This is a genomic window from Radiobacillus kanasensis (assembly GCF_021049245.1).
In the GTDB taxonomy this organism is placed as follows: domain Bacteria; phylum Bacillota; class Bacilli; order Bacillales; family Amphibacillaceae; genus Radiobacillus; species Radiobacillus kanasensis.
On record NZ_CP088020.1, the window covers coordinates 3,376,596 to 3,401,397 of the forward strand.

General features: G+C 42.0%; 23 protein-coding genes and 1 riboswitch. All 23 genes read right to left on the bottom strand.

Translation table 11 applies throughout. The annotated features are described in order from the left end of the window. Positions 1-5: 5 nt before the first annotated feature. The 23 genes from KO561_RS17265 to KO561_RS17375 all read right to left on the bottom strand — a co-directional run bounded on the left by KO561_RS17265 (position 6) and on the right by KO561_RS17375 (position 24,790). Positions 6-941: a S66 peptidase family protein gene (locus KO561_RS17265; protein WP_231097223.1), complete on the bottom strand. Its 936-nt coding sequence runs from the start codon at positions 939-941 to the stop codon at positions 6-8. Between the two features lie 360 nt (positions 942-1,301). Continuing rightward, on the bottom strand, positions 1,302-2,939 hold the full coding sequence (locus tag KO561_RS17270) for a peptide ABC transporter substrate-binding protein (RefSeq protein ID WP_231094565.1): 1,638 nt from the start codon (positions 2,937-2,939) through the stop codon (positions 1,302-1,304). Between the two features lie 50 nt (positions 2,940-2,989). After that, complete coding sequence (locus KO561_RS17275; RefSeq protein ID WP_231094566.1) at positions 2,990-3,997, bottom strand: ABC transporter ATP-binding protein; 1,008 nt, start codon at positions 3,995-3,997, stop codon at positions 2,990-2,992. 4 nt (positions 3,998-4,001) lie between these two features. Then, positions 4,002-4,940, bottom strand: coding sequence for an ABC transporter permease (locus KO561_RS17280; protein ID WP_231094567.1), 939 nt, complete (start codon positions 4,938-4,940; stop codon positions 4,002-4,004). Beyond that, positions 4,941-5,873, bottom strand: a complete 933-nt coding sequence (locus KO561_RS17285; RefSeq protein ID WP_231094568.1) for an ABC transporter permease — start codon at positions 5,871-5,873, stop codon at positions 4,941-4,943. A 10-nt stretch (positions 5,874-5,883) separates the two neighbouring features. Continuing rightward, on the bottom strand, positions 5,884-6,708 hold the full coding sequence (locus KO561_RS17290) for a M55 family metallopeptidase (RefSeq protein WP_231094569.1): 825 nt from the start codon (positions 6,706-6,708) through the stop codon (positions 5,884-5,886). 387 nt (positions 6,709-7,095) lie between these two features. Then, positions 7,096-8,265 (bottom strand): sugar ABC transporter permease, encoded by a 1,170-nt coding sequence (locus KO561_RS17295; protein ID WP_231094570.1) that lies wholly within the window; start codon positions 8,263-8,265, stop codon positions 7,096-7,098. Next, positions 8,246-9,787 (bottom strand): xylose ABC transporter ATP-binding protein, encoded by a 1,542-nt coding sequence (locus tag KO561_RS17300; protein ID WP_331000867.1) that lies wholly within the window; start codon positions 9,785-9,787, stop codon positions 8,246-8,248. Before KO561_RS17300 ends, KO561_RS17295 begins: the two co-directional genes overlap by 20 nt. A 210-nt stretch (positions 9,788-9,997) precedes the next feature. Continuing rightward, entirely contained in the window at positions 9,998-11,080 is a 1,083-nt protein-coding gene (xylF, locus tag KO561_RS17305) for a D-xylose ABC transporter substrate-binding protein (RefSeq protein WP_231094571.1), read from the bottom strand. 650 nt (positions 11,081-11,730) lie between these two features. Continuing rightward, entirely contained in the window at positions 11,731-12,708 is a 978-nt protein-coding gene (locus KO561_RS17310) for an aldo/keto reductase (RefSeq protein ID WP_231094572.1), read from the bottom strand. Continuing rightward, the gene (locus KO561_RS17315; RefSeq protein WP_231094573.1) at positions 12,698-14,092 is read right to left on the bottom strand and encodes an LLM class flavin-dependent oxidoreductase; all 1,395 of its coding nucleotides are present in this window, start codon (positions 14,090-14,092) and stop codon (positions 12,698-12,700) included. Before KO561_RS17315 ends, KO561_RS17310 begins: the two co-directional genes overlap by 11 nt. 10 nt (positions 14,093-14,102) lie before the next feature. Then, the gene (locus tag KO561_RS17320; protein ID WP_231094574.1) at positions 14,103-14,975 is read right to left on the bottom strand and encodes a MetQ/NlpA family ABC transporter substrate-binding protein; all 873 of its coding nucleotides are present in this window, start codon (positions 14,973-14,975) and stop codon (positions 14,103-14,105) included. 21 nt (positions 14,976-14,996) lie between these two features. Further along, positions 14,997-15,659, bottom strand: a complete 663-nt coding sequence (locus KO561_RS17325; protein ID WP_231094575.1) for a methionine ABC transporter permease — start codon at positions 15,657-15,659, stop codon at positions 14,997-14,999. Then, positions 15,649-16,674 (bottom strand): methionine ABC transporter ATP-binding protein, encoded by a 1,026-nt coding sequence (locus KO561_RS17330; RefSeq protein WP_231094576.1) that lies wholly within the window; start codon positions 16,672-16,674, stop codon positions 15,649-15,651. The genes KO561_RS17325 and KO561_RS17330 overlap by 11 nt, the downstream gene beginning before the upstream one ends. Before the next feature lie 91 nt (positions 16,675-16,765). Beyond that, positions 16,766-16,933, bottom strand: a complete 168-nt coding sequence (locus tag KO561_RS17335) for a YezD family protein (RefSeq protein WP_231094577.1) — start codon at positions 16,931-16,933, stop codon at positions 16,766-16,768. 168 nt (positions 16,934-17,101) lie between these two features. Further along, positions 17,102-17,201: riboswitch (SAM riboswitch) on the bottom strand. 286 nt (positions 17,202-17,487) lie between these two features. After that, on the bottom strand, positions 17,488-18,768 hold the full coding sequence (gene murA, locus KO561_RS17340; protein WP_231094578.1) for a UDP-N-acetylglucosamine 1-carboxyvinyltransferase: 1,281 nt from the start codon (positions 18,766-18,768) through the stop codon (positions 17,488-17,490). Between the two features lie 34 nt (positions 18,769-18,802). Beyond that, positions 18,803-19,531 (bottom strand): YwmB family TATA-box binding protein, encoded by a 729-nt coding sequence (locus KO561_RS17345; RefSeq protein WP_231094579.1) that lies wholly within the window; start codon positions 19,529-19,531, stop codon positions 18,803-18,805. 119 nt (positions 19,532-19,650) lie between these two features. Next, positions 19,651-19,884: a DUF1146 family protein gene (locus tag KO561_RS17350; protein ID WP_231094580.1), complete on the bottom strand. Its 234-nt coding sequence runs from the start codon at positions 19,882-19,884 to the stop codon at positions 19,651-19,653. 255 nt (positions 19,885-20,139) lie between these two features. Further along, the gene (locus KO561_RS17355; protein ID WP_231094581.1) at positions 20,140-21,108 is read right to left on the bottom strand and encodes a sugar phosphate isomerase/epimerase family protein; all 969 of its coding nucleotides are present in this window, start codon (positions 21,106-21,108) and stop codon (positions 20,140-20,142) included. Positions 21,109-21,129: 21 nt separating this feature from the next. Continuing rightward, a complete protein-coding gene (locus tag KO561_RS17360) occupies positions 21,130-22,167 on the bottom strand; it encodes a Gfo/Idh/MocA family protein (RefSeq protein WP_231097234.1) in 1,038 nt (345 codons plus the stop codon). 4 nt (positions 22,168-22,171) lie between these two features. Next, entirely contained in the window at positions 22,172-23,194 is a 1,023-nt protein-coding gene (locus tag KO561_RS17365) for a Gfo/Idh/MocA family protein (RefSeq protein WP_231094582.1), read from the bottom strand. A gap of 19 nt (positions 23,195-23,213) precedes the next feature. Next, positions 23,214-23,939 (bottom strand): ThuA domain-containing protein, encoded by a 726-nt coding sequence (locus KO561_RS17370; protein ID WP_231094583.1) that lies wholly within the window; start codon positions 23,937-23,939, stop codon positions 23,214-23,216. Between the two features lie 32 nt (positions 23,940-23,971). Further along, positions 23,972-24,790: a carbohydrate ABC transporter permease gene (locus KO561_RS17375; protein ID WP_231094584.1), complete on the bottom strand. Its 819-nt coding sequence runs from the start codon at positions 24,788-24,790 to the stop codon at positions 23,972-23,974. Positions 24,791-24,802 lie beyond the last annotated feature (12 nt).

The window sequence follows — 24,802 nt, forward strand, 5'->3', positions numbered from 1 at the left end:
TTGTTTTATTTCACCCCTGGTGTAATGCGAAGCGACTTATGCGTCGTGGATAAGTGAGCGCTCGTACCTAGGGGAATGGCAAAGTGTGGCGAGCAGTGCCCGATATGAAATCCTTTCATGACAGGTTTATTTAAGGATGCAAAATAATGGTCTAGTACTTGGTCTAATGTGAGCGATGATTTTCGTTTGGAAGGCGCAGCATTTTTAAAGTCCCCGATGATAACACCAGCAGCCTCGTCTAGCTTCCCAGTCATTCTAAGCTGGTTGAACATCGAATCGATTCGATATGGCTCTTCATCGACATCTTCTATAAATAAAAGTTTTCCACGAGTGTTGAGTTCTACCTTTGTGCCAATTGTGCTGATGATGAGGGTTAAGTTTCCGCCTACTATTTCCCCGGCGGCTTCGCCAGGACTAATGACTTGAAGAGGAGAGATTTCCTCTGAATAAACGAGTTCCGACGGTTGGAAAAGCTGTTGGAACATATGTTGGGATAATGGAGCAAAGTCCTCGTCTGCCATATCGGAGCTAACCATCGGTCCGTGAAAGGTCGTCAGGCCGGTTAACTGACGAATGGCTGTATGTAAAAACGTGATGTCACTGTAACCCCAGAATACTTTCGGATTTCGGGCAATGAGGTTGTAATCAATTTGCGCTGCGATCCTTGCTGTTCCGTAGCCTCCGCAAGCGCATATGATTCCTTTAACCGTTGGATCTGCGAACATTTCGTGTAGGTCATATAATCTCGCTTCATCCGTTCCAGCTAAATAGCCATACTGATCCGCTACATGACGTCCCAGCTTTACGTGGAGCCCGAGCGATTGTAGGAACGGGATTCCTTGTTCGAGTTTTTCATGGTCAGGCGGACTTGCCGGGGCGATGATGCCTACTGTGTCCCCTGGTCTGAGGTGGTTTGGTCGCATGTTGATTCCTCCTTTGATGTTAGTTCTGGGTGTTTGGGGGTGGTTTGGCTGATTTGGGTGAGTTGAGTCTGGGCGTTGGGCGTAGGTGAGCGTCGATTTGAAAGTATTTTACGGTAATATGAATGTATTTTTGCTTGAAATGAAATTATTATGCTAGAGAATAAAAGTAAATCCTCTTAGATTGAAAATATTCGTTGGATTTTTAAAAGTATTTATAGCCGGTGGCTTCGCGAGTGTTCATATTTCCGGATAAAACGTTAATACCGTGCTCATGAGCGTTAATAAACCGAGCCCAAACCGGCCCACCACCTAGCTCAACATCCTTACATAAACACCCAAGGCGACCTCCCCCTTTAGATCGCCTCGAGTTTCTTTCTTCTATTGTTTATCTGCCCACTTCAACTCCATGTATCCAACTGGGTGTCGAACAATTCCACTCACATTATCTTTTTGTAGGACGACCTGGTTGTAATAATGGATTGGGAAGATCGGCATTTCCTCAAACAACACTTTCTCAGCTTCATACATGTATTCCCAGCGTTTCGCTTCATCTGTCTCCGATTTCGCTTTTTCAATCAACTCATCGAACTCGGCATTAGACCAACCTGTACGATTCATCGTCGATCCGGTTACGAAGCTTTCTAACGCGTTGATTGGATCGGCATAATCGTGTAGGAACGAGCTACGTGACAATTGGTGCTTCAGGTCTTTTTGATCTTGGAGGAAGACGTTCCATTCTGCATTTGCAAGCTCCACGTCCACTCCTAAGTTTTGCTTAAACATTTGCTGCATGGTTTCAGCAATCGCCTTGTGGCTGTCACTTGTATTATAGGTCAACGTTACAGCAGGGAGCTCATCATATCCTTCTTCTTCCATCCCTTTTGCAAGTAATTCCTTTGCTTTTTCTGGATTAAATTCAACGAGCTTGCCGTTTGCTTCACGGAAATCTTGACCAGATGGATCGGTGAAGCCTGGTGCCACAAATCCATATGCTGGTTTTTCTCCGTTTTTCGTCACGTACTCTACGATTTGTTTTTGGTCGATGGCCATTGCGAAGGCCTTTCTAATATTTACGTTTTGGAATGGCTCTTTATTAACATTAAATCGATAAAAATACGTACCGGATTGATCCTCGATGATGACATCGTCTCCTTTAAGGAGTTCCTCCGCCAGCTCTGCTGGTACGGCAGACGTGTCCAGCTCACCACTTTCATACATTTGATATTCTGTATTGGAGTCGTTCACCATCGCCCAGTGTACTTTATCTAATTTTACCGTTTCCGCATCCCAGTATTGATCGTTTTTTACCATGACCATTTCTGTATCATGTGTCCAGGATTCCAGCTTGAACGGACCATTTCCGACAAAGGTATCTGCTTCTGCGAACCATTCTGGATTTTCTTCCGCGACCGCCTTGTTAATTGGGAAGAAGGCCGGATTTGAAATAATGTTTAAGAAAAACCCAGTCGGAGAGCTTAGCGTTACTTTAAACGTTTTTTCATCAACTGCTTCTACCCCTACATCATCTGCAGAGCCTTCTCCAGCATTGAAAGCTTCTCCCCCTTCAATAAAGTAGCCAAGAAAAGCTGCTGGGGAACCTGTTTCTGGATTTAACATCTGCTTCCACGCAAAGACAAAGTCTTCTGCCGTTACAGGATCTCCGTTCGACCATTTCGCATCCTCTCTTAGGTGGAAGGTGTACACTTTTCCATCATCGGAAATGTCCCAGCTTTCGGCGACTGCCGGCTGTGGCTGATGATCTTTACCGAGGCGGGTCAAGCCTTCCATTAAGTTATTCAATGCTTGCCAAGAGTTAGAATCAAAGCCGATTGGCGGATCAAAAGAAGTCGGTTCTACTCCATTGTTTAAGTAGAGGACTTTTTCTTCACTTGCCGCTTCTCCTTTCTCCCCTTCCGGCTTTTGCTCTGGCTCTTCCCCTGCATTTTCATTTGCGGTACAAGCTGCTAAGACGGACACAAACAAAACGCCAACAAACATGACCAACCATTTTTTCATGGTACTCCCCCTTATATTTTTTCTATCCATAAATTCGCCAGTAGACGAAGTTATAACTTTTGTTGGATGGACTGTGCGACTAACTTTCCTCGCTCATCTTGAAGCCAGCAATCCACTTGATGAGATGAACCGAGACGTGTTGTTTTCGGATACACTTTTTCGCATACTTCCATGGCATAGGGACATCTTGCAGTAAACGGGCAACCTACTGGTGGGGAAAATAAATCTGGAGGTGTCCCATCAATTGGTGTTAAGCTTTCCTCTATTAGATCCAATCTTGGTACGGATTGAAGCAGCCCTTTTGTATATGGATGCTGTGCCTCATAAAAGATCTCCCGCTTCGTACCACGTTCAATGATTTTGCCGGCATACATAACCGCAATTCGGTCGGCGATTTTGGCAACCACTCCTAAATCATGTGTAATCAATATAATCGCCACACCGGTTTTCTTTTGGATTTCGTGAAACAATTCTAAAATTTGCGCTTGAATGGTGACATCAAGTGCTGTCGTTGGCTCATCTGCTATGAGTAGCTCGGGCTCGCATATTAACGCCATCGCAATTACCATCCGCTGGCGCATGCCTCCACTAAATTGGTGTGGATACTGTTTCAGTCGTTCTTCAGGATTGGGGATTCCAACAAGATCGAGCATTTGTAAAGCTTGGTGATGTGCTTCCGAATTGGAGACCTGTTTGTGTTGTCTTAAGCCTTCCTTTAACTGGTTTCCAACAGTTAGCGTCGGGTTAAGCGCAGTCATCGGGTCTTGAAAAATCATCGAGATATCTACTCCACGGATTTTGCGCATTTCTTTTTCTTTCATCTTTAAAAGGTCTCGGCCTTTAAATAGAATCGAACCGTTGCTAATTTTTCCGGGTGGACTCGGGATTAAGCGCATAATGCTATTGGAGGTGACGCTTTTGCCACAGCCAGACTCGCCGACTATAGCTAAGGTCTCTCCTTTTTTTAGTTCAAACGAGACACCGCGAACTGCTTTCACTTCTCCCCCATATGTCGAAAAGGATACGTGTAGGTCTTTTACTTCTAAAAGGTTTTCCATCGTTTCACTCCCTTAGCTTCGGATCCAATGCATCCTGGAGACCGTCCCCTAGCACGTTAAAGGCAAACATTGTGGCAGATATAAAGAAGGCTGGGAAAAAGAGTCTCCACCAGTGCCCCGATAAAATCGTCGGTAGTGCATCGTTTGCCATCACGCCCCAGCTGGCATATGGGGCTTGAATTCCTAATCCAAGGAAGCTTAAGAAGGCTTCCGCAAAAATAGCGGATGGTACGGTCAAGGTCATCTGAACAATGATTGGACCCATTGTATTCGGGAGTAAATTTTTCCGTATGATTCGATTCGTTTTCGCACCAAAAGACTGAGAAGCGAGCACAAATTCGTAGTTTTTCAATTGAAGGACTTGCCCACGAACAATCCGTGCCATGCCAACCCAACCTGTGACGGATAAGGCGACAATGATGGTTGTTAAGCTTGGACCCATCACGACGAGGAGCAAAATGACGACTAGCAAATATGGCAGGCCATACAGCACTTCCACAATACGCATCATGACATTATCGGTTTTACCACCTTTGTAGCCGGAAATTCCTCCATAGATCACTCCGACAAAAAAGTCGATGAGTGCAGCCATCAATCCGACGAATAAGGATATTCGGGCGCCATACCACGTTCTTGTAAACACATCTCTTCCTAATTCATCTGTCCCGAACCAATGCGTCCCAGACGGGGGCTGATTTTGATTCGGAAGGGAAATCGATGTGACCGAATGTGGTGAAATAATAGGACCGAGAATGGCTAACAGCGCTAGTATGAAAAGAAATACCATCCCTGACATGGCGAGTTTATTTTTACGAAGTCTCTGCCAGGCATCCTTCCAATAGGACAAGGAGGGGCGGGCTACTTTTTCTGCTTCTAATCGGTTGGGATCGATGGTTCGGAACCATTGATTTGGGATTTGTTTTTTTTCATTGGAAGCATGCATTTATTCCCCCTCCTTTTTATGAATTTTTATCCGAGGATCTAGCAATCCGTACGCAAGATCGACTAGGAAAAGCATGACAATGAGAAAAGCACTATAAAAAACAGTCGTACCCATGATGACGGGATAGTCTCTTGTGTTTATGCTTTCAACGAAATATTTTCCCATGCCCGGGATGGCGAATATTTTTTCCAAAACGAAGGTTCCTGTGAGAATTCCGGCGAGCAAAGTTCCAAGGATAGTTACAACGGGCATCAGGGCATTTTTTAAGGCGTGCTTGAAGATAATCTTAGCTGGAGAAAGGCCTTTGGCTCGGGCCATTTTGATATAGTCTTGGGTTAAAACTTCTAGCATACTAGAGCGAGTTAATCGGGCAATAATTGCCATCGGTCCTGTTGCGAGTGCGACAATTGGTAGGATCATATGCTTCGGACTGGACCAAGTCGCCACGGGCAAAATATTTGACCTGACTGCAAAGGTTTCGATGAGTTGTGTAGCGAGAATAAAGTTTGGTATGGAGATTCCTAGAACTGCGACGGTCATGGCAAAATAATCGATAAATCCGTTATGCTTGAGCGCTGCGAGAACTCCTAATAGAATGCCAGAGATTACGGCGACTAAAATCGTCCAGAGCCCAAGCTCTAGGGATATCGGAAAGCCTCTTCCTAGTAAGTCGTTAACGGTTGCGGTAGGTTGTTTAATAGATGGGCCAAAATCAAAGGTAACGATAGATTTTAAGTAGATTCCGTATTGCGTTAAGAGAGGTTCATCTAGATGGTAGTGGGCTTTTAGGTTGGCTTGTACCGTTTCATTGGTTCCTCGTTCTTGGTTAAACGGCGATCCTGGGACCGCATGCATAAGGAAAAAGGTTAACGTGACGATAATCCATAACGTGACGACCATCGTAACGAATCGTTTCAGAATGTATCTGAACATGGAATCCCTCCTACTTGAAGGTGGTCTGCATGGCGAGCTCCGTCATGACAAGCATAGCTTGATAGGCTTCTAGAATATCTTTGGCAGGAAAGGAGACGATCGTCGTTCCAAGCTCTATCGATGTGCCTGGCATTAAATTCGCCCATTCCGCTTCCCCATAATTCGTAAATTCGATCCGTAATGTTGGTTTCTTCGGTGGAGTCAGTGGTTTGATATTGTCTCGATTTGTTAGAGCGGCGGTGACTTGTTCTTGGATGAGGTGGTTCGCTTTTGCAGGGGTTAAGCTTTGTACAGCAGACCTCGATAATGATTTTTTTACAGGAGCTGTGATGACATGTGGGATTAGTTCTTCTGCTTCGTAGCAAGCTTGGTCATCGCCGGCGACCATAAGGACTGGAACTCCATAATAGCCAGCAACGAATGCGTTTAGGCCTAGCTCCCCGACAACTGCATCATTGATGAAGAAATTGCGGACACCGAACGTCATGGAGTGGGACATAACCCCGAATTGAGCAGCTCGCGCGTGGTAGCCGACAAACATTGCTCCAGCAAAGCTACTGTCAAGACCTTGAACCATCGAGAACGGTTTCACGTCACCGGTGATGAGAGATGCTTCTGGATGGAGGTCATCGATGAGTAGGTTGTTCATTTTGGAATGGCTGTCGTTGATCAGGATATCCTCACAACCAAATCGGTAAGCCGCTTCGATGACCGCGTTCGTTTCCTCCGTCATTCGCTTTCTTCCAATAGGGTAGTTGAGTTTTCCAGAATCAACGTATGTATGATCGGGAATACCTGAAATACCTTCCATGTCTACAGATACATATAGTTTCACGGATCATGCCCCTCCTTCTGTAAATTCTTATTTACAATCTATTCACAAGTTGTCTGAAATATTCCGGTGCCTGTTCCGGTGCCTGTCACCACCCGAAATATGTCGAACAGAAAGCACGAACCGACACACACAGCTCGAATTTTGTCGTTGACGAATGTGTTAATTAACTGTTATAAAGAGAACCCACACGTAGCCCCAGGCGCAGCATTCGACAAAAACCGGGTTGTGACAGGCACCTTGCCCTTCTCCATATAATAAAATTTTAGCATAAAGTTATCCACAACTAACGACTTTTATAATTTCCTAGACAATCAAAAAACCACAGCATAAAATGCTGTGGTAGATAGGAAATATTTCAATATTTATTATAAAATATATCGGAATAGATTATGCAGTCTGTTTCTTCCCTGAAATATCTATCCAAACGGCTAAGATTAATATTAAGCCTTTTACGATATATTGCCAGAATGTTTGGATGTTCATCATACTCATTCCATTATCTATACTAGCCATAATAAGTGCTCCGATAATGGCTCCAACAACGTTCCCTTTACCGCCCATTAAACTAGTACCACCAATCACACATGCTGCAATTGCGTCTAGTTCATACATATCTCCGGCGTTTACTGTCGCTGCATTCAATCTACTTGTTAGTAATACTCCCGCTACCCCAGCGAGAGCTCCCATTATGACAAATACAGATAATGTATTCCTTTTGATATTGATTCCTGACAACGCCGCTGCCTCTGCATTTCCACCAATCGCATATACAAATCTTCCGAACGACGTTTTAATGGAAATAAACACAAATAAGCCACCTAATACAATAACGATTAACATAGGAAGTGGCAAACCATAATAGCGGTTCAGCATATAGGTAATAACTAATATTGCAATTGCATACGCGGTAACTTTTCCGTAGTCCATTGTTGGAGATTGTGTAGCTAATCCCATGCTCGTTCTTTTCTTTCTACTCCTCCAAATACTAAAAAAGAGTAACACTACTCCCACAACGGCTAAAATATAGCCGATGCTATATGGGATATAACTATTGGCGATCCCTCTAAAGCTAGGTTCTAATGGTGCGATTGTTTGGCCCTTACTTATACCAATTAATATCCCTCTAAAAATGAGCATTCCGCCTAACGTGACGATAAACGCAGGCACTGCTCGATAAGCAACCCACCACCCTTGCCATAATCCAAGTAATGCACCAACTACAATTGCGATTATAACAACCGAAAATGTACTTAAACCAAACCACACATGTAAGATAGCTGAAATTCCACCAGCCAAACCGGCCAATGATCCAACTGAAAGATCAATATGCCCAGCGACAATGACCAGAGTCATTCCTATCGCAAGTACAGATATGACGGACATCTGTGTAAACAAATTCGATAGATTACGAGATGATAAAAATTCACCACCAGTGAAAATAGTAAAGATTACCGAAATTAAAATTAACGCAATGATTAAAGTATAGGATTGAACATTGAACTTCATATTTAGCTGAAATTGTTTAGGTTTGTTATTCTCAGTGGACAATTGACTCATGGTTATCCCTCCCTACCGTTGCCAATTTCATTATTTTTTCTTGAGTGGCTTCTTCTCTAGTTAATTCTCCGCTAATTGTTCCGTCTGCCATCACTATTATCCGATCCGACATCCCTAAAACTTCAGGTAGCTCTGATGAAATCATAACGATTCCCACACCTTGACTCGCAAGTTGATTCATAATTTTATAGATTTCATACTTTGCCCCAACATCAATTCCACGTGTAGGCTCATCGAGAATGAGCACCTTCGGATTTGTGAATAGCCACTTACTCAAAACAACCTTTTGCTGATTCCCTCCACTCAACTGGTTCACTTTCGCTTCCAAGCTATGAGCCTTTAAATTCATTTTACTTGTAAGATCTTGAGCACTTTTTAACTCTAAAGCAGAATCTATAACGCGATTAGGCATCACTTTTTGGAGGGCTGCTAACGTTGAATTTTTAGTAATTTCCATTCCAAGAATTAATCCGTACCGTTTCCGATCTTCGGATACGTATGCCAATCCAGCTCTAATCGCATCAGAGGGCTTTTTAATATCTGTAAGAGTACCATCTATAATAACCTCACCGGATTTTTTCCCAGCGTATCCTCCAAAAAGACTCGTAAATAATTCCGTTCTTCCAGCGCCCATTAATCCAGATACACCTAATATTTCTCCTCTTTTTAAATCGAACGAAATGTCTTTAACGATTTCTTTCCCGGAACCATTTTGTGTAAAAGAGTAATTTTTCACCTCTAATATGTTCTTTTCTTTGATCTCCCGTTTTTCATATGGGAAAAGTTCGGTCAATTCTCTCCCGACCATTTTTGTTACAATTTTATCTTCGGAAAGCTCTTCTATTGGATCCGTACTAATGGTTTGTCCGTCTCGTAAAACAGTGACTGTATCAGCTAAACGCATCACTTCCCCAAGTTTGTGTGAAATATAAATACAAGTTACGCCTTTCTGCCGCAAATCCTTCAATATGTTTTCCAGTATCTTTACATCGCTTTCTGTTAAAGCAGCAGTAGGTTCATCGAGAATTAATATTTCTGCATTTTTAGTCAATGCCTTTACTATTTCGATTAGCTGTTGTTTGCCGACAGTAAGCTCTCCCAGTTTAGTCTGTGGGTCAATTTGTAACCCGATTTGATCCAGCCAGTACTGGGCTTGTGCGTATAACTCCGTCCAGTTGATGATTTTCTTTCTCATCGCATTACTGCTTAGAAAAATATTTTCAGCAACGGTCATCTCTGGGACTAAAGCAAGCTCTTGATATATGATAGCTATTCCTGATTCCTGAGACTCCTTTGTATTTTTAAAACGAACATCTTTCCCATTTATTTTAATGTTTCCTTGATAGGTCCCAACTGGATAGACTCCACTTAATACTTTCATTAATGTCGACTTCCCAGCGCCATTTTCTCCACATAAAGCATGAATTTCTCCTTTTCGAACGGAGAAGGATACATGATCCAATGCCTTTACACCCGGAAACTCTTTTGTAATTTCCTCCATTTGTAGAGCATACGTCACTATACGATAACCTCCTCAAAGAAAGCTTGGCGAAGCCAAACCTATAAAGACTTAGGCTAAGCCCCTAGTTGCACTTGGAACCTTAAAAATTTCAAGACTCCCCTAACGTACAAAAACGGAAAAGAGGGCAGTGCCCTCTTCCATCATTAATTAGTAGATTAAGAGCATTATTTAAAGGAGTAAAGTCTTATTATCTGCCCTATTTTTTTATTACTAAGGTTTTTCAGGTCTTTCATCTTCTGGAACATTTTCATATACTTCTTCGAAAGAATGGAAGCCATCCGCTATAACCGTATCGACTAGGTTGTTTTTATCTACTTTAATTGGATCTAGTTTGATAAATGGGACATCCTTCGTGCCATTATTTACAGTATCATCCGCACTCACTTCTTCGCCTTTTGCAAGTTGGACTGCTACTTCTGCATTTTTTGTGGCGATATCTTTGATCGGCTTGTAAACCGTCATAGACTGTGTACCCTCTGCAATTCTTTGTACCGCTGCTGCATCCGCATCTTGACCAGAAACGGCAACCTTGCCAGCAAGGTTCTGTGCTGCAAGCGCCTGGATTGCTCCACCAGCCGTACTATCATTAGATGCAACAATAGCATCGATATCATTTTCATTAGCTGTTAATGCATTTTCGACAATACTTAACGCCGCTTCCGCTGACCATTTCTCTGCCCACTGATCTCCGACTACTTCAATTTCTCCACTATCGATTAAAGGTTGTAAAATGTTCATTTGTCCATCTCTGAACATTTGTGCATTATTATCTGTTGGTGCTCCACCAAGCAAGAAGTACTTCCCTTTTGGTACGACCTCTGTTAAGTATTCAGCTTGCATTTCGCCAACACGTACATTATCAAAAGAAACGTAAGCATCGATATCCGCATTATTGATTAATCTGTCATAAGCAACTACCGGAATTCCTTCTTCCTTAGCTTGTGTTACGACAGGACTTAATGCATCAGAGTTGTTTGCAATAATAACCAACGCGTCAATTCCTTGGGAAAGCATATTTTGGATTTGTGATAGTTGCTTTTCATCTTCTCCATTTGCAGACTGAACAATTACTTCTGCACCGAGCTCTTCCGCTTTCTCAACAAAAATATCACGGTCATGTTGCCATCTCTCTAGAGTTAAATCTGATACGGACAGACCAATGGTCACTTTATCCTCTTCTCCACCACTACTTTCCTTCTCATCAGATCCACCCACATCCTGGCCACAAGCAGCTAGAAAAATCATCAATAAAAGCAATCCCAAAACACCACTTGTTTTCAAAAATCTCCTCATTGACAAACCCCTTCCGATAATAATATTAATTGTATGCGCTTTCATAATATCAGTAATTTTGTTCGTTTGTCTAGTGTATAAACAAAGATATTTTAATTTTTATGAAAATTGAGATATTTATAGCGTGTCTATTGTGGTGCCATAGCGGTGCCTGTCACGCCTCGGTTTTTGTCGAATGGTTACCTCCACTATTTAATTTTCTTCAATATCCTATCTTGAATTCTATCAACTTAGTTAACACCAACCTTTATGGTAGTTAAATAGTACCTTTTCCAATTAAGATTACTCTTAATGAAAGAGCATCCTTTGCTGCTTTTAAAACAGTCAAGTAGTCCAGAGACTCTAATTTTCCAACCACCACTCTCTCATCAATTACATTTAGCGGTACTCTTACTGTTGCGACCAAACCTCCAGTTTCAAGTTATGGACCACTTATCATAAGGAAATTTTTTCTTCTAAATATATTCTGTATCGTTTACTTCTGTACCATCTTTAAATAAACCCACGTCTATTCCCCCTTTACGAGATTTCCAACTAATTTCCCTTTATACTTAACGACATTTTTCGCCAAAAACCGGGTAGTGACAGGCACCACCCACCACCCATAATAGTGAAATACCCTCTAGCGTGGCGCGCTAGAGGGTTGTTGTTTATAGCATATTTTCTTTTTGGTGGTGGTCTGTTGCCGTACCTGGATGTGGTGAAAGATCGGACAATTTTTTTCTTTCTTCCACTGAAAGATTAATATGAACTCCGTCCAAAGAATGCTGGAGTTGTTCTACATTTCTTGCCCCGATAATAGGTGCTGTTATTCCTGGATGACTTCTCACCCACGCGATTGCTAATGAAGCCGGGCGATACCCCTTATCTAAGGCATAATTATTAAAGCGTTCTGCTGTATGATAATAGGACTCCTGTTCATATCTCCATTTATAATTCTCTTGATCAACTAATCTTCCAGTAGAGGGTTTGTTTTTCGAACTGTATTTTCCTGTTAGCAACCCGCCTCCCAAAGGACTGTAACTAATGACCCCGAGATTCTCCGATTCTGCTAATGGAAGAATCTCGACTTCCGCCTGTCGCTTTACTAGATTGTACATAGGTTGAATCAATTTGAAGGAAGCTAATCCCTCTTGTTCTGATATCCCTAATGCTTTAGAAATTTGCCAAGCAGCCCAGTTACTAACAGCTGGATACAAGATTTTCCCTTGCTGAACGAGATAATCTAATGCGCGAAGCGTTTCCTTGATATCCGTATAAGGATCAAATCTATGGATGAAGTAAAAATCAATCCAATCTGTCTTCAACCTTTTCAATGTTTTATCAATCGATTGCAAAATATGACGCCTAGATGCTCCACGATCATTAGGGTCCTCGGATAATGGAAAACCAACCTTAGAAGAGATTACAAGCTTTTCCCTTTCGCCTTGTATGCATTCCCCTAGAATTTCTTCTGACTTCCCTAGGTTATACACATTAGCTGTATCAAAAAAGTTGATCCCCGCTTCGCGACAAGTCTTATACATAACTTTGGATGTGTCCTTATCAGCAATCCCGCCAAAAGACATCGTTCCAAAACAAAGCTCTGATACGTGAATTCCTGTGTCACTAATCGTTTTATACTTCATCCACTGTCTCCTTTGCACCTTTTCGATAAGCCCTACCTGGGTGCTCAGCGGCCAATGTGCCGTCTCCTTCTCGAAAAATTTTCTCTCGAAAAGTGCCTTGGCTATATTCTGTTTTATAAATTCCTCTTCGTTGTAGCTCAGGGACTACCAATTCAACGAAGTCCTCCAGGGAGCCTGGCGTTACAAGATGGGCGAGATTAAATCCATCCACACCTGATTCCTCAAACTGAAATTGAATCGCATCTGCCACTTCCTGCGGGTTTCCTACTAAGATATTATGGCTATCTAAACTCTCAAATCGTTGAAAAACATCCCCTACTGTTAACTTATTCCCTACATGTTTTGTTAAGTAAGCTGCACGAGACTGTCCATGCTCGGTATGTCTATATCCAAATACTTCATCCAAGTCTTGATATTCCGATAGATCGTATCCACTTGATCCGCCATATTGTGCTTTTGCCGCTTCCGGACTCCAATACTTTTGAATTTCCTTAAACTTCGCTTCCGCTTCCTCTGTGGTAGGTGCAACGACTACATTTAAAAAGGTAAAAGCTTTTATCTGTTCTGGATTTCTTCCATAGTTTTTCGCTCTCTTTTTTATATCCGAGACAAGCTCATTTATTTTTGCTGGTGTAGGTCCTCCTACAAAAACACACTCTGCATGCTTAGCTGCAAATTCTCTCCCCTTTTCGGATGTTCCGGCTTGATACAAAACCGGTGTACGCTGAGGGGAAGGCTCACACAAATGCGGCCCTTGAACCGAAAAATACGTTCCCTTATGATTGATTGGGTGGACCTTAGATGGCTCTACTAGAGTACCTTCCTCTTTATTTTCCAAGACCGCTTGCTCTTCCCAGCTACCTTCCCATAGCTTATAGGTTACTTCTAAAAATTCATCGGCGAGATCATAGCGCTCATCATGCTTAATCATTTCATACAAACCATAATTCTTCGCAGCATTTGGTAAATAAGATGTCACGATGTTCCAAGCGACTCTTCCATTTGTTAAGTGGTCGAGAGTGGAAAACCTTCTTGCATGCCCGAAAGGATGTTCATATGTCGTGCTCACTGTTACCGCAAAAGATAAATGCTCCGTTACACTAGCCATAGCCGAAACGACTAATGCCGGGTCGTTTAAGGGTACCTGAACCCCATCACGAATGGAGGGGTCCATACTTTTTTGATAAACATCGTACACACCGGCTACATCTGCAAAAAAGACGGCGTCAAATTTACCCTTTTCTAACAATTTGGCGTAATCGAGCCAGTAGTTTAAATCTTTATATAGCCTTTGTCTCTTGCTTTCAGGATGCTTCCAAAGACCATGTGAATTATGCATGGCGCTAGTCATGTCAAAAGCCTGAAGAATAATTTCCTTTGCCATGTCGCTCCCCCTATTGATTAGATTTTTTTACGTGTTCCACGAGCTCATCTAACGTTTCTTGAAGCTTTTCTGCTGCAATATCAACAACAATATTTCCGCCATTTGAATCCTCTTTTACCGCTTCTTTTACGTCAGGTTCTTGATACAGTTCTGCTATTTTTTTATACGTCTCGTTGTCTTTATCTTCTGCTCTTACCGCGAATACGTTGATATAAGGACGAGCCTCTTCGCTTTCTGGATCATCGTATAGAAGGGCATCCTTAAAATTCAATCCCGCTTGACCGGCAATTCCGTTGTTTATTAGAGAGATATCGACATCAGGTAAAACACGTGCTGTTTGCTGAGAAACCATCGTTGTAATTTCTAGATTTTTCGGATTTTCTACAATGTCCTCAGGAGTTGGGTAAATACTTACTCCTTCTTTTAACTTAATTAGGCCTGCTTTTTGTAATAGAAGTAATCCTCTCCCCAAGTTGGCAGGGTCATCCGAGATTGCAACCTTTCCTCCACTCGGTACTTCCGACAGATCCTTATACTTTTCTGAATAGATTCCAGTAGGAGTGATTACCGTGGAAGCTATCGGAACTAAATCATAGCCATTTTCAGCAATAGCGGGTCCTAAAAAAGCTAAGTGCTGGAAGGAATTCATATCAATTTCTTCATTAGCCAAGGCGTTGTTCGGCTGAATATAGTCGGAGAACTCAACTAGTTCAAGCTGGATTCCTTGTTTTTCCGCTTTTTCTTTTATGAGTGTCCAATAAGGAGTATCCGCACTCGTTACTCCAATTTTCACAACTTCATCGGCCTCCTTCCCTTGACTCGAATTACAAGCAGCCAAAAATAGAATAGCAACAGTTAACAAAGCAAGTTTTAATTTTTTCATTTGTTTTTCCTCCTAAAAAATTTATCTTCGTAAGAAAAATCTAGATAAAAAGTTTCCAAATGTTTGAGCGATTTGAACCAGAACAATCAGGATTACTACGGTAACGACCATGACAGATGTATCAAATCGTTGATAGCCATACGTCATCGCTAAATCTCCTAGACCACCACCGCCGACGGTACCAGCCATTGCAGAGAAATCCACTAGCCCAACCGTCACAAAGGTTAACCCTAGAATGAGCGGTCCTAATGCCTCCGGTATCAAGACGGTGAAGATGATTTGAAAAGGGCTCGCTCCCATCGCTTGAGCTGCTTCAATAATTCCTGGGTCAATGGATACGAGATTATTCTCTACCACTCTAGCAACCGCAAAGCATGCTGCAATGGTCATCGGAAAGACCGCAGCAGCAGTACCTATCGTCGTTCCCATCACCGCTCTCGTTAAAGGGCTAATCGCCACAAGTAAGATGATAAACGGAATAGGTCGAACGACATTCACAAAAAAGTTTAGAATAAAAAATACAAATCGATTTTCTAAAATATTTCCTTTCCGTGTTACGAAAAACAATAGGCCCATTAAAACACCAATGATGCTTGAAATAATTAAAGTTAACAGCACCATCGTAATGGTTTCTCCTGTCGCTTCTACGATTCTCGGCCAAAATGTTGCCCATTCAACTTTCATGATTGATGACCTCCCTTACCTCTACGGTTTTCTTTAACTCTTCAATAACGACTTCGATCAGCTCATCTGGTCCTATGAACTCCACAATTAAACTGCCGAACAATTGATCTTGAAGCTCATTAATACTTCCATATATAATGCTAAACTCTAGTTGATGCTTCTTCGTTACTCTGGACAGTATAGGCTCACTTGCTTCTACTCCCGTAAATATCAAACGAAAAAGTTTTCCTTTATGACTTTGCTGAACTCTGTCCAAAAGCTTTAGAGACATTTTGTCATTGAGAACAGAACTCACAAAATTACGAGAAGTGGATGATTGTGGATTCGTGAAAATATCGTACACATTTCCGTATTCAATAACACTGCCGTTTTCCATGACCGCCATACGATCACAAATGGAACGAATGACATGCATCTCGTGTGTGATAAGTAAAATAGTAATGCCGTATTCCTTATTAACCTTTTGGAGGAGCTGTAAAATCTCTCCGGTCGTTTCTGGATCAAGAGCAGAGGTTGCTTCATCACAAATTAAGATATCTGGAGATGTAGCTAAGGCTCTGGCAATTCCTACTCTTTGTTTTTGACCACCTGACAATTGCTCTGGATAGTGGCCTGACTTGTCTTGAAGTCCTACAAATCTTAGCAGCTCCTGTACCCGCTCCTCGATTTCTTTTTTAGATTTCTTTGCTAGTTTTAAAGGGTAAGCAATGTTGCCATATACGGTTCGGGAATTAAATAGATTAAAAGATTGAAAAATCATGCCTATTCTTCGCCGTAGTTTTCGAAGTTCCGATGAGGAAATAGTATCCAAATCGGAATTATGTACCTTCACCGTCCCCGATGTCGGTCTTTCCAACAGATTGACTAACCTAATCAGTGTGCTTTTCCCAGCTCCACTGAAACCTACTACGCCAAATATTTCTCCTTTTTCGATGGTAAGGCTAACATCCTTTACCGCATGCACCTCCTTTTTATCTGTTTTAAAAACCTTATTTACCTGATCAAATGTGATCAACCTGCACTCCCCCTTTTCTAAAATAAAAAAGACATCCTACACGTGGAGTCAAACTCCTCATGCAAGATGCCTTTAGTGGTCTAATCGGCAGCTACTTTTTTTCATATGCTTTGTTTTTTTGTAAGGAAAATCGTTTTTTCTCGGTTGTGTCAATCTGTGTGATTTCCCCATCATGGACGGTGATCACAACGGAACCATACTCCAGATCTCGGAGTGTGGCTAGAATATGATTAAGTTTTGCTTCATCCTTTTTCGCCATGCTGCAATCCTCCTGTTTATATTTGGGCTCTTAGACAAGCCCATTTTTCCTTATTTGCCTTTGGATGTCCAATCAGCATTGAATCCCATCTGCATAAACTGTGTCGTACAAACAAATAAAGCCCTCTTCCAAATAAGAAGAGGGCAGAAATACACAATACGCTTACTCTTCTTATCTTTCAAGCTTTCGCTTGCTGGAATTGGCACAGTACGCAATGTCTGTTGCCGAGGCTTCGTTGGGCCAGTCCCTCCACCTCTCTGGATAAGAAAATCGTGAATCAGTCATTTAATTGTAGTTCCTAATTTACACAGGTTTCCGATATCTGTCAATCTGTTTTTTGATTTTTTTAAAATTGCTGCTATGGACCTATGCTCAAAATATTTGACTAAGCATGTATGGATTTCAGGGAATAAGCATGAATGTAGGTCGTGGCTGCATAGAACAGTAGAGAGCAACACTAAAAAGAGTAGGCAACAATAACTCACGGACCAAATTCCTTCAACACAAAGCAAGCCGGAGCATACACCCCAGCTTACTACTAAACTAACAATCTATTAACTTACGGAAATCTTTTCTTTGTCGGTTACTCGTTCGACGTCTGCTCCTAGGGATGCTAGCTTTTCTGCAAGGTCCACGTAGCCACGATCAATGTGAATGAGTTCTGTGACACGTGTATAGCCTTCTGCAGTCAATCCAGCTAGGATTAGGGCAGCACCTGCACGTAAGTCTGTAGCTGCGACCTCTGCTCCTTGTAGGGCAGTTGGTCCTTCTACAATGACACTTCTACCTTCGATTTTTAGCTTCGCATTCATGCGGCGGAATTCTTCCACATGCATGAAGCGATTTTCAAAAACTGTTTCTGTAATTACACTAGTACCATGAGCATTCAACATTAATGCCATCATTTGTGACTGCATATCTGTTGGGAATCCTGGATGTGGCAGTGTTTTGATATCGGTCGCTTTTAATTGCTTCGGACCGATGACACGTAGCCCATCTTGTTCTTCCTTGACGACGACTCCCATTTCCTCCATTTTGGAGACTAGGGAACGTAGATGCTCTAATTCAGCACCTTGAACTAATACATTTCCTCCTGTGATTGCGGCAGCAACCATAAACGTTCCTGCTTCGATACGATCTGGGATAATGGTATGCTCTACACCATGAAGGCGCTCTACCCCCTCAATTCGTATCGTTTCGGTTCCAGCTCCGACAACTTTTGCGCCCATCTTGTTTAAGAAGTTAGCTAAATCCACGATTTCAGGCTCTTTTGCACTGTTTTCGATAATCGTTTTTCCTTCAGCTAATGCAGCAGCCATCATAATATTTTCCGTTGCACCGACACTTGGTACATCTAAATAAATCTTTGCTCCTTGAAGACGACCATCTGCGTGCACCTCTACATACCCGTTACCAACATGGACTTTTGCACCCATAGCTTCAAAGCCTTTCAGGTGAAGATCAATTGGTCGAGATCCAATTGCACAACCTCCAGGCATTGCTACATTTGCATGACCGTAACGAGCTAGTAGTGGCCCTAGCACTAAGACAGATGCTCTCATTTTTCGAACATACTCAAAAGGAGCCTCGGTTTTAAGTGGCTTAGAAGCATCGACTGTTACTGTATTATCTTTAAAGCTTACATCAGCATTCATATGACTTAATACTTCTTTTATCGTAAAAACATCAGCAAGAGCTGGAACATCATGAAGTACACTCTTTCCTTCACTTGCGATCATACTTGCTGCGATGACAGGCAGTACGGCATTCTTAGCGCCTTCTACTTTGACAGTGCCTGATAACTGCCTCCCACCACGGACGATGATTTTATCCAAGGTTCATTCTCCTCTGCGTCCAATTTCACTATTATTAGTATTCAGTAGTAATGATAGGTGTTCCTATTGTAATGGTTGTTTTACCGCCCAATCCTGTTCGAGCAGCAACTTGCACGTTCATTGGCCCGTCCGTAATGGGAATCGAAGAATTCCAATGAGGTGTATAACCCGATAGGACTTCAAAATCATTTTCTTTCATATTTTCAAGTGGTTGAACTTTTAATTTTTCTTTTAATATATCAAAAAAATAATCACTATTAATCTTATCACTTGACAATGTAGTCAGACAAGTATATTTTGACATTTTCTCTGAAAATACAACATTTAACATATTGTCCATTATGTTAGAGTAATAGGTATTGGTTGATTTCTTCCAGTCAGTACCGGAAACGACGTAAGTCATTTGAATGTCATGCTTTTGCTCTTTAGGCACAAGCATTATAAATCTTTCGGTCCCTTGATGGGCTTTATGAGGGTTCGACCAAATATATTTTATTGCTTTTTCTTCTTCCTCAACCGAATAAGCAAAAGACGATAGCTCTGTTTGAAGCATTTGTAGCGTTTGTTGGTAATCCACACGTGAAAGAGATTCTTTCATGAGGACCTCCCACTTTTGGATGCCTAACTCTTCCGCCTGGACGATCTCTATCATATCCTCTAGCTCACTTAAATGTGAAGTTGATGCTGCACTCTTTAGGGAACTGAATGAACAAACAATACCTACTAGAATAATAGTTGGAACGAGAATGAACCTGGATTTCATATGTAACCTCTCCTATCTTTATGAATACTAGTTTCAGTATCACCAAGATAGAAAAGTGTTATACTTTAAAATCTATCATTCTCTCAAAATGTGTGTTCCATGCAATTTTGAATATCCTCTTAAAAAAGATATAACAACTGACCAGACCACTGCAATAGATTTAAAAAGAAATTACTTACCGTCGTCCCAACGGCAATGGTTAGAAAAATAATGACAACTGTTGCTTCTGCTGTTCTTCCTTTTCGAAACATCGGTTCGAAATTGACAGCCTGGAACACCCTCCACGTAAAGATGATAAATATAATGTGTGATAGGATATTGACCACCGCTTGTTGGCCTATTGACTCCATCATTTCCATTCTTCCTTTCTTCATGTACTCTTTTAAAAAGAGTGACATGTCCAAATGGAATTGTCAACGCATCCACTGTCCCAGCGTGTTTTTGCATATTCCGATATTTCCCGGGCAATATCGACATCTCAACTCTAGCTTTGTTGACCATTTACTACTACCCGTTTATTTATAATCAAAGCGATGGTCAAGAAGACGTAAACTTTTTGTAAAAAAAGCCCCTTCAGCTTGTTAAGAATCTGAAGGGGTCGAAGCTTTTTATACCCACCACATATCTGCGGGGCTTTCTTTAATTAACACGGATTGTAAGTTTTGGACAGCGCGTTGGAATCCTTCCTCAATCGACATGATTGGATCCTCATGTTCAATGCTTACCACATGATCATAGCCGTATGTACGTAAAGCACTCATCATGTTGGACCACTCCTCCAAACCGTGCCCACATCCAACAGAGCGGAAGTTCCAGGCTCTTGTTTGCACATTTCCATACGGTTGCATATCGGTTAGTCCGTACATATTTACGTTATCTTGATCGATGTAGGTGTCTTTAGCGTGAAAGTGATGAATTGCGTTCGCTTTTCCTAGAATCTTAATGGCAGCCACTGGGTCAATTCCTTGCCACCATAGATGACTTGGATCAAGGTTCGCTCCAATTGCATCACTCGTCTCTTCACGTAACTTCAGCATCGTGTATGGGGTGTGAACGAGAAATCCAGCATGGAGCTCCAAGCCAATTTTGACGTTGTTTTCTTCGGCAACACGGCCGACTTCTTTCCAATATGGAATGAGTTTCTCTTCCCATTGCCACTTTAAAACATCCGCATATTCGTTTGGCCAAGGAGCAACAGGCCAATTCGGATATTTGGCTCCTTCATGATCCCCAGCTGTTCCTGAAAAGCAATTTACGACTGGAACATTTAGAAGGTTGGCTAGCTTGATGGTTTTGATTAATATGTCATGACTTTCTTTTGCAAATTCCGAATCAGGAGAAAGCGGGTTACCATGACAACTAAAGGCACTGATGGTTAATCCTCTGTCGGTTACAGCTTTTACATAATCCGTTCTTTTCGATTCGGATTCTAAAAGCTCATCTAACGGACAATGAGCATTACCTGGATAGTTCCCTGTTCCAATTTCTACGGCATCTAACCCTGATGCTTTCACATGATCTAACATTTCTTCAAAGGATTTTTCTGCAAATAAAACGGTAAAAACGCCTAATTTCATGTCATTCTCCTCCCTTAGTGTTTAGAATCGAACGCTTTTTCCGGATATGCTGCTTTCGTAAATAGCATCGATAATTCTTGATGTTTGTAGGGCTTGTTCTGGTTTTACAATAGCTTCTTGAATACCGAGGCAGCTGTCTACAAAGTTCGCCGCTTGTAACACGCTCGGATCATCCGGTCCCGGCAACCAATTTGGCACTTGATCGAGTAACAAACCATGTTTAGACTGATAGACAGCAAAAGGAAAGACATCGATTCCAGCTTTATCTCCAGATATTCGAACAGATTCCTTGTCGTCCGCTACGTTTGCAGCCCAAGAAGTTTCTAGGAAAAGGGTAGCTCCATTGTCAAAGCGAATATATGCTGTTGCATGGTCATCCACTTCAAATGAGTTCGCATCTATATCCCCCCACGTGTTCACGAGCTCTCCAGACGTACTTAAATCTTGATAGGTTGCTCCTGAAACTTCTACAGGTTGAGGGTTTCCTAGTAACCAAAGAGCTAGGTCAAGATGGTGACAACCGAAATCGATTAAACTTCCACCACCTTGTAATTCTTTATTTATAAACACACCCCATCCAGGAACTTTCCTGCGACGAAGGGCTTCTACTCGAACCACTAGTGGCTTCCCAATTTCCCCAGCATCCATGACTTTTTTGGCTGCTTGGGATTCCTTCATAAACCGGTAATGGAAGCCGATGAAAAGGACTTTTCCTGTTCGCTTAGATGCCTCGACCATTCTTTCCGCTTCCCTAGCTGATAACGCCATTGGCTTCTCACAAAGCACATGCTTACCAGCCTCTAAAGCGGCAATCGCAATATCAGCATGGAACTTGTTCGGCGTACAAATCGTGACAGCATCCACATGTTCAAACATATCCTCGTAATTTTCTACAACGACGGGAACACCGTATTGTTTGGCTATTTTCCCGGCAAGTTCTTGATTTAAGTCTGAAACAGCTTGAATCTTCACTTGATCTGTCATATTCGCGAAGGTAGGCAAATGCCTTGCTTGTGCAATTCCGCCTACCCCGATGACTCCTATTCGAAGCATACGTATCCTCCTATAGTTGTACGTTTTTCTTAGTTTCGTTCGCCTCTAAGGCAGCAATAATAACTTGAAGGGATTTCCAACCTTCATCCCCAGTAATGAGTGGTGTTTTATCCTCTTTCACACTTTCGACAAAGTGGTCAATCACACCAGAATTGCTTTGACTTTCATTCGTTTGGATTTGACCGAGCTGATAATTTACCGTGGAACCATCCTTATATTGGATGACCATAGAAAAAACAGGATCTTCTTCTAAACGAATAATCCCTTTTTCTCCGTAAATAATCGTGGAATTATCTTCACTCGACACGTAAGCCCAACTGGCGGTTAAGGTTCCGATGATTCCTGATTCGGTGCGAAGTAAAGCAACCGCGTTATCATCCACAGTGCTGTTTTCTTTGGCGTTCCCTTCCACGAGAGCAGCTACTTCTTTCACTTCTTCTCCTAGGATATAACGGATTAAGTCGGCTTTGTGAACCCCTAAATCACCTAGTGCTCCGATAAAGGCTTCTTCCTTTTTAAAGAACCAACTGTTCTTTCCGTCTGCACTCCAGCCTTCCGGTCCGCCATGTCCGAAAGTCGTTCGGAAGCTGTAGATACGGCCTAGTTCTCCACTAGCAATCAATTCTTTTGCTTTTTGATGAGATGGGACGAAGCGTTGATTATGTCCAATCATTAGTTTCTTTCCGGATTTCTCGGCAGCTGCAATCATCTCGTTTGCTTCTTTTTCCGAAGTGGCCATCGGCTTTTCACACAATACATGTTTTCCTGCCTGTAATGCGGCGATTGAGACAGGAGCGTGAAGATAGTTCGGTGTACAAACACTTACGATATCAATTTCTTCATTTTGAAGAAGCTCGTGATAATCGGTATAGTATTTTCCTGCCCCAAATCGTTCTGCAGTTGCCTTTGCACGGTCTTCTACCTTATCACATACCGCTATTATTTCTGCATCCGGATTGTTTTGATATTCAGGTAAGTGACGATGGTTCGCAATGCTTCCGCATCCCACTACTCCTACTTTTAATGTACCCATATCAGTCCACTCCTTCTCATTACTTTGATTTTTCGGATATCGTTTCTAACGGTTGCGCGTTGCCATAGACGGGATAGTCTCGTTCTACTGGTTGAACAAACTTCACACCGTTCGCAATTACTTTTTGAATTTCAGAATTATGATACGTTGGATACGATTCATGTCCTGGACGGAAGTAGAAAATTTTCCCGTTTCCTCGTTGGTACGTGCAGCCAGAGCGGAAAACCTCTCCACCTTCAAACCAGCTTACGAATACGAGCTGATCTGGGGTTGGGATGTCAAAGTGTTCCCCGTACATTTCTTCTTTTTCTAATTCTATGAACTGGTCTACTCCTTCGGCAATGGGATGGGATGGATCGACTACCCATAGGCGTTCCTTTTCATCCGCTTCCCTCCACTTCAAATCACAAGAAGTGCCCATCAACTTTTTGAAAATCTTAGAAAAGTGACCAGAGTGAAGGACCACTAATCCCATCCCTTTTAATACGCGTTGGTGTACTTTTTCCACCACTTCATCTGATACTTCTTCGTGTGCAAGATGCCCCCACCAGACCAGGACGTCTGTTTTTTCCAATACATCATCGCTCAGGCCGTGCTCCGGCTCATCTAGGGTTGCGGTTGAAGTTATAAACCCTTTTTCTTCTAAAAGGGCAGCGATCGTACCGTGAATTCCATTTGGATAGATTTCCGCTACCGCTGGATTTTTCTTTTCGTGTCTGTTTTCATTCCATACTGTTACGTGCATGTGTAATCCCCTCTTTCTCATAATTTGTAGAACTATTCTTTCACGGATCCGGAGGTAAGTCCAGATACGATTCTACGCTGGAACAGTAGTACGATAATAACAATTGGTATCGTAACGATTACAGTGGCTGCTGATATGTCGCCCCACGGAATTGAGTACTGACTTTGGTACATCGAAATCCCTACAGGGACTGTACGCCACGTATCAGAACTGTTAATCGTTAAAGAGAACAAATATTCATTCCATGCTGCAATGAACACGAGAATTCCAGTTGTAAAAACACCTGGTGCAGCTAATGGGAAAATGATTTTTCGAAACGTTTGGAATGGACTTGCGCCATCGAGTTTTGCCGATTCCTCCAGCTCATATGGGATCTTTTGAAAGAACGTGGATAGAATCCAGATTGCTAAAGGCAAACTTATCGTAATGTAAGGGATGACGAGCCCTATATAGCTATTGCGTAAACCTAATCCTGTGATTAGGTTAAACATCGGTGAAATAATTGCAATCTGTGGAAACATCGATGCTGCCAATACAATGCCTAGGATTAAGCCTTTCCCCTTAATGGGTAATCTTGTAATCGCATAGGATGCAAACGATGCAAATCCTAACGCTAGAATCGTAGTTAGTGATGAAACAACTAAACTATTTAACATGTATCTGAGTAATGGCCGATTGGTCAAGGCAGCTTCATAGGATTCTAAGCCCGGATTTTTCGTAAACCAGTTAAACGATGAAAAAATCTCTCCTGGTGGTTTAATGGAAGTCAAGAATACCCAGATGAATGGGAACATGACTAAAAATACAAAGATTACGAGAAAGAAATAAAATCCAAATCCTGCTTTTTTCATTGTGTTCCCCCC

Coding starts and splice junctions, on each gene's coding strand:
- KO561_RS17270 (WP_231094565.1), bottom strand. CDS start 2,939: ATGAAAAAATGGTTGGTCATGTTTGTTGGCGTTTTGTTTGTGTCCGTC.
- KO561_RS17275 (WP_231094566.1), bottom strand. CDS start 3,997: ATGGAAAACCTTTTAGAAGTAAAAGACCTACACGTATCCTTTTCGACA.
- KO561_RS17280 (WP_231094567.1), bottom strand. CDS start 4,940: ATGCATGCTTCCAATGAAAAAAAACAAATCCCAAATCAATGGTTCCGA.
- KO561_RS17285 (WP_231094568.1), bottom strand. CDS start 5,873: ATGTTCAGATACATTCTGAAACGATTCGTTACGATGGTCGTCACGTTA.
- KO561_RS17295 (WP_231094570.1), bottom strand. CDS start 8,265: ATGAGTCAATTGTCCACTGAGAATAACAAACCTAAACAATTTCAGCTA.
- xylF (WP_231094571.1), bottom strand. CDS start 11,080: ATGAGGAGATTTTTGAAAACAAGTGGTGTTTTGGGATTGCTTTTATTG.
- KO561_RS17310 (WP_231094572.1), bottom strand. CDS start 12,708: ATGAAGTATAAAACGATTAGTGACACAGGAATTCACGTATCAGAGCTT.
- KO561_RS17315 (WP_231094573.1), bottom strand. CDS start 14,092: ATGGCAAAGGAAATTATTCTTCAGGCTTTTGACATGACTAGCGCCATG.
- KO561_RS17320 (WP_231094574.1), bottom strand. CDS start 14,975: ATGAAAAAATTAAAACTTGCTTTGTTAACTGTTGCTATTCTATTTTTG.
- KO561_RS17325 (WP_231094575.1), bottom strand. CDS start 15,659: ATGAAAGTTGAATGGGCAACATTTTGGCCGAGAATCGTAGAAGCGACA.
- KO561_RS17335 (WP_231094577.1), bottom strand. CDS start 16,933: ATGGCGAAAAAGGATGAAGCAAAACTTAATCATATTCTAGCCACACTC.
- KO561_RS17345 (WP_231094579.1), bottom strand. CDS start 19,531: ATGAAATCCAGGTTCATTCTCGTTCCAACTATTATTCTAGTAGGTATT.
- KO561_RS17350 (WP_231094580.1), bottom strand. CDS start 19,884: ATGATGGAGTCAATAGGCCAACAAGCGGTGGTCAATATCCTATCACAC.
- KO561_RS17355 (WP_231094581.1), bottom strand. CDS start 21,108: ATGAAATTAGGCGTTTTTACCGTTTTATTTGCAGAAAAATCCTTTGAA.
- KO561_RS17365 (WP_231094582.1), bottom strand. CDS start 23,194: ATGGGTACATTAAAAGTAGGAGTAGTGGGATGCGGAAGCATTGCGAAC.
- KO561_RS17370 (WP_231094583.1), bottom strand. CDS start 23,939: ATGCACGTAACAGTATGGAATGAAAACAGACACGAAAAGAAAAATCCA.
- KO561_RS17375 (WP_231094584.1), bottom strand. CDS start 24,790: ATGAAAAAAGCAGGATTTGGATTTTATTTCTTTCTCGTAATCTTTGTA.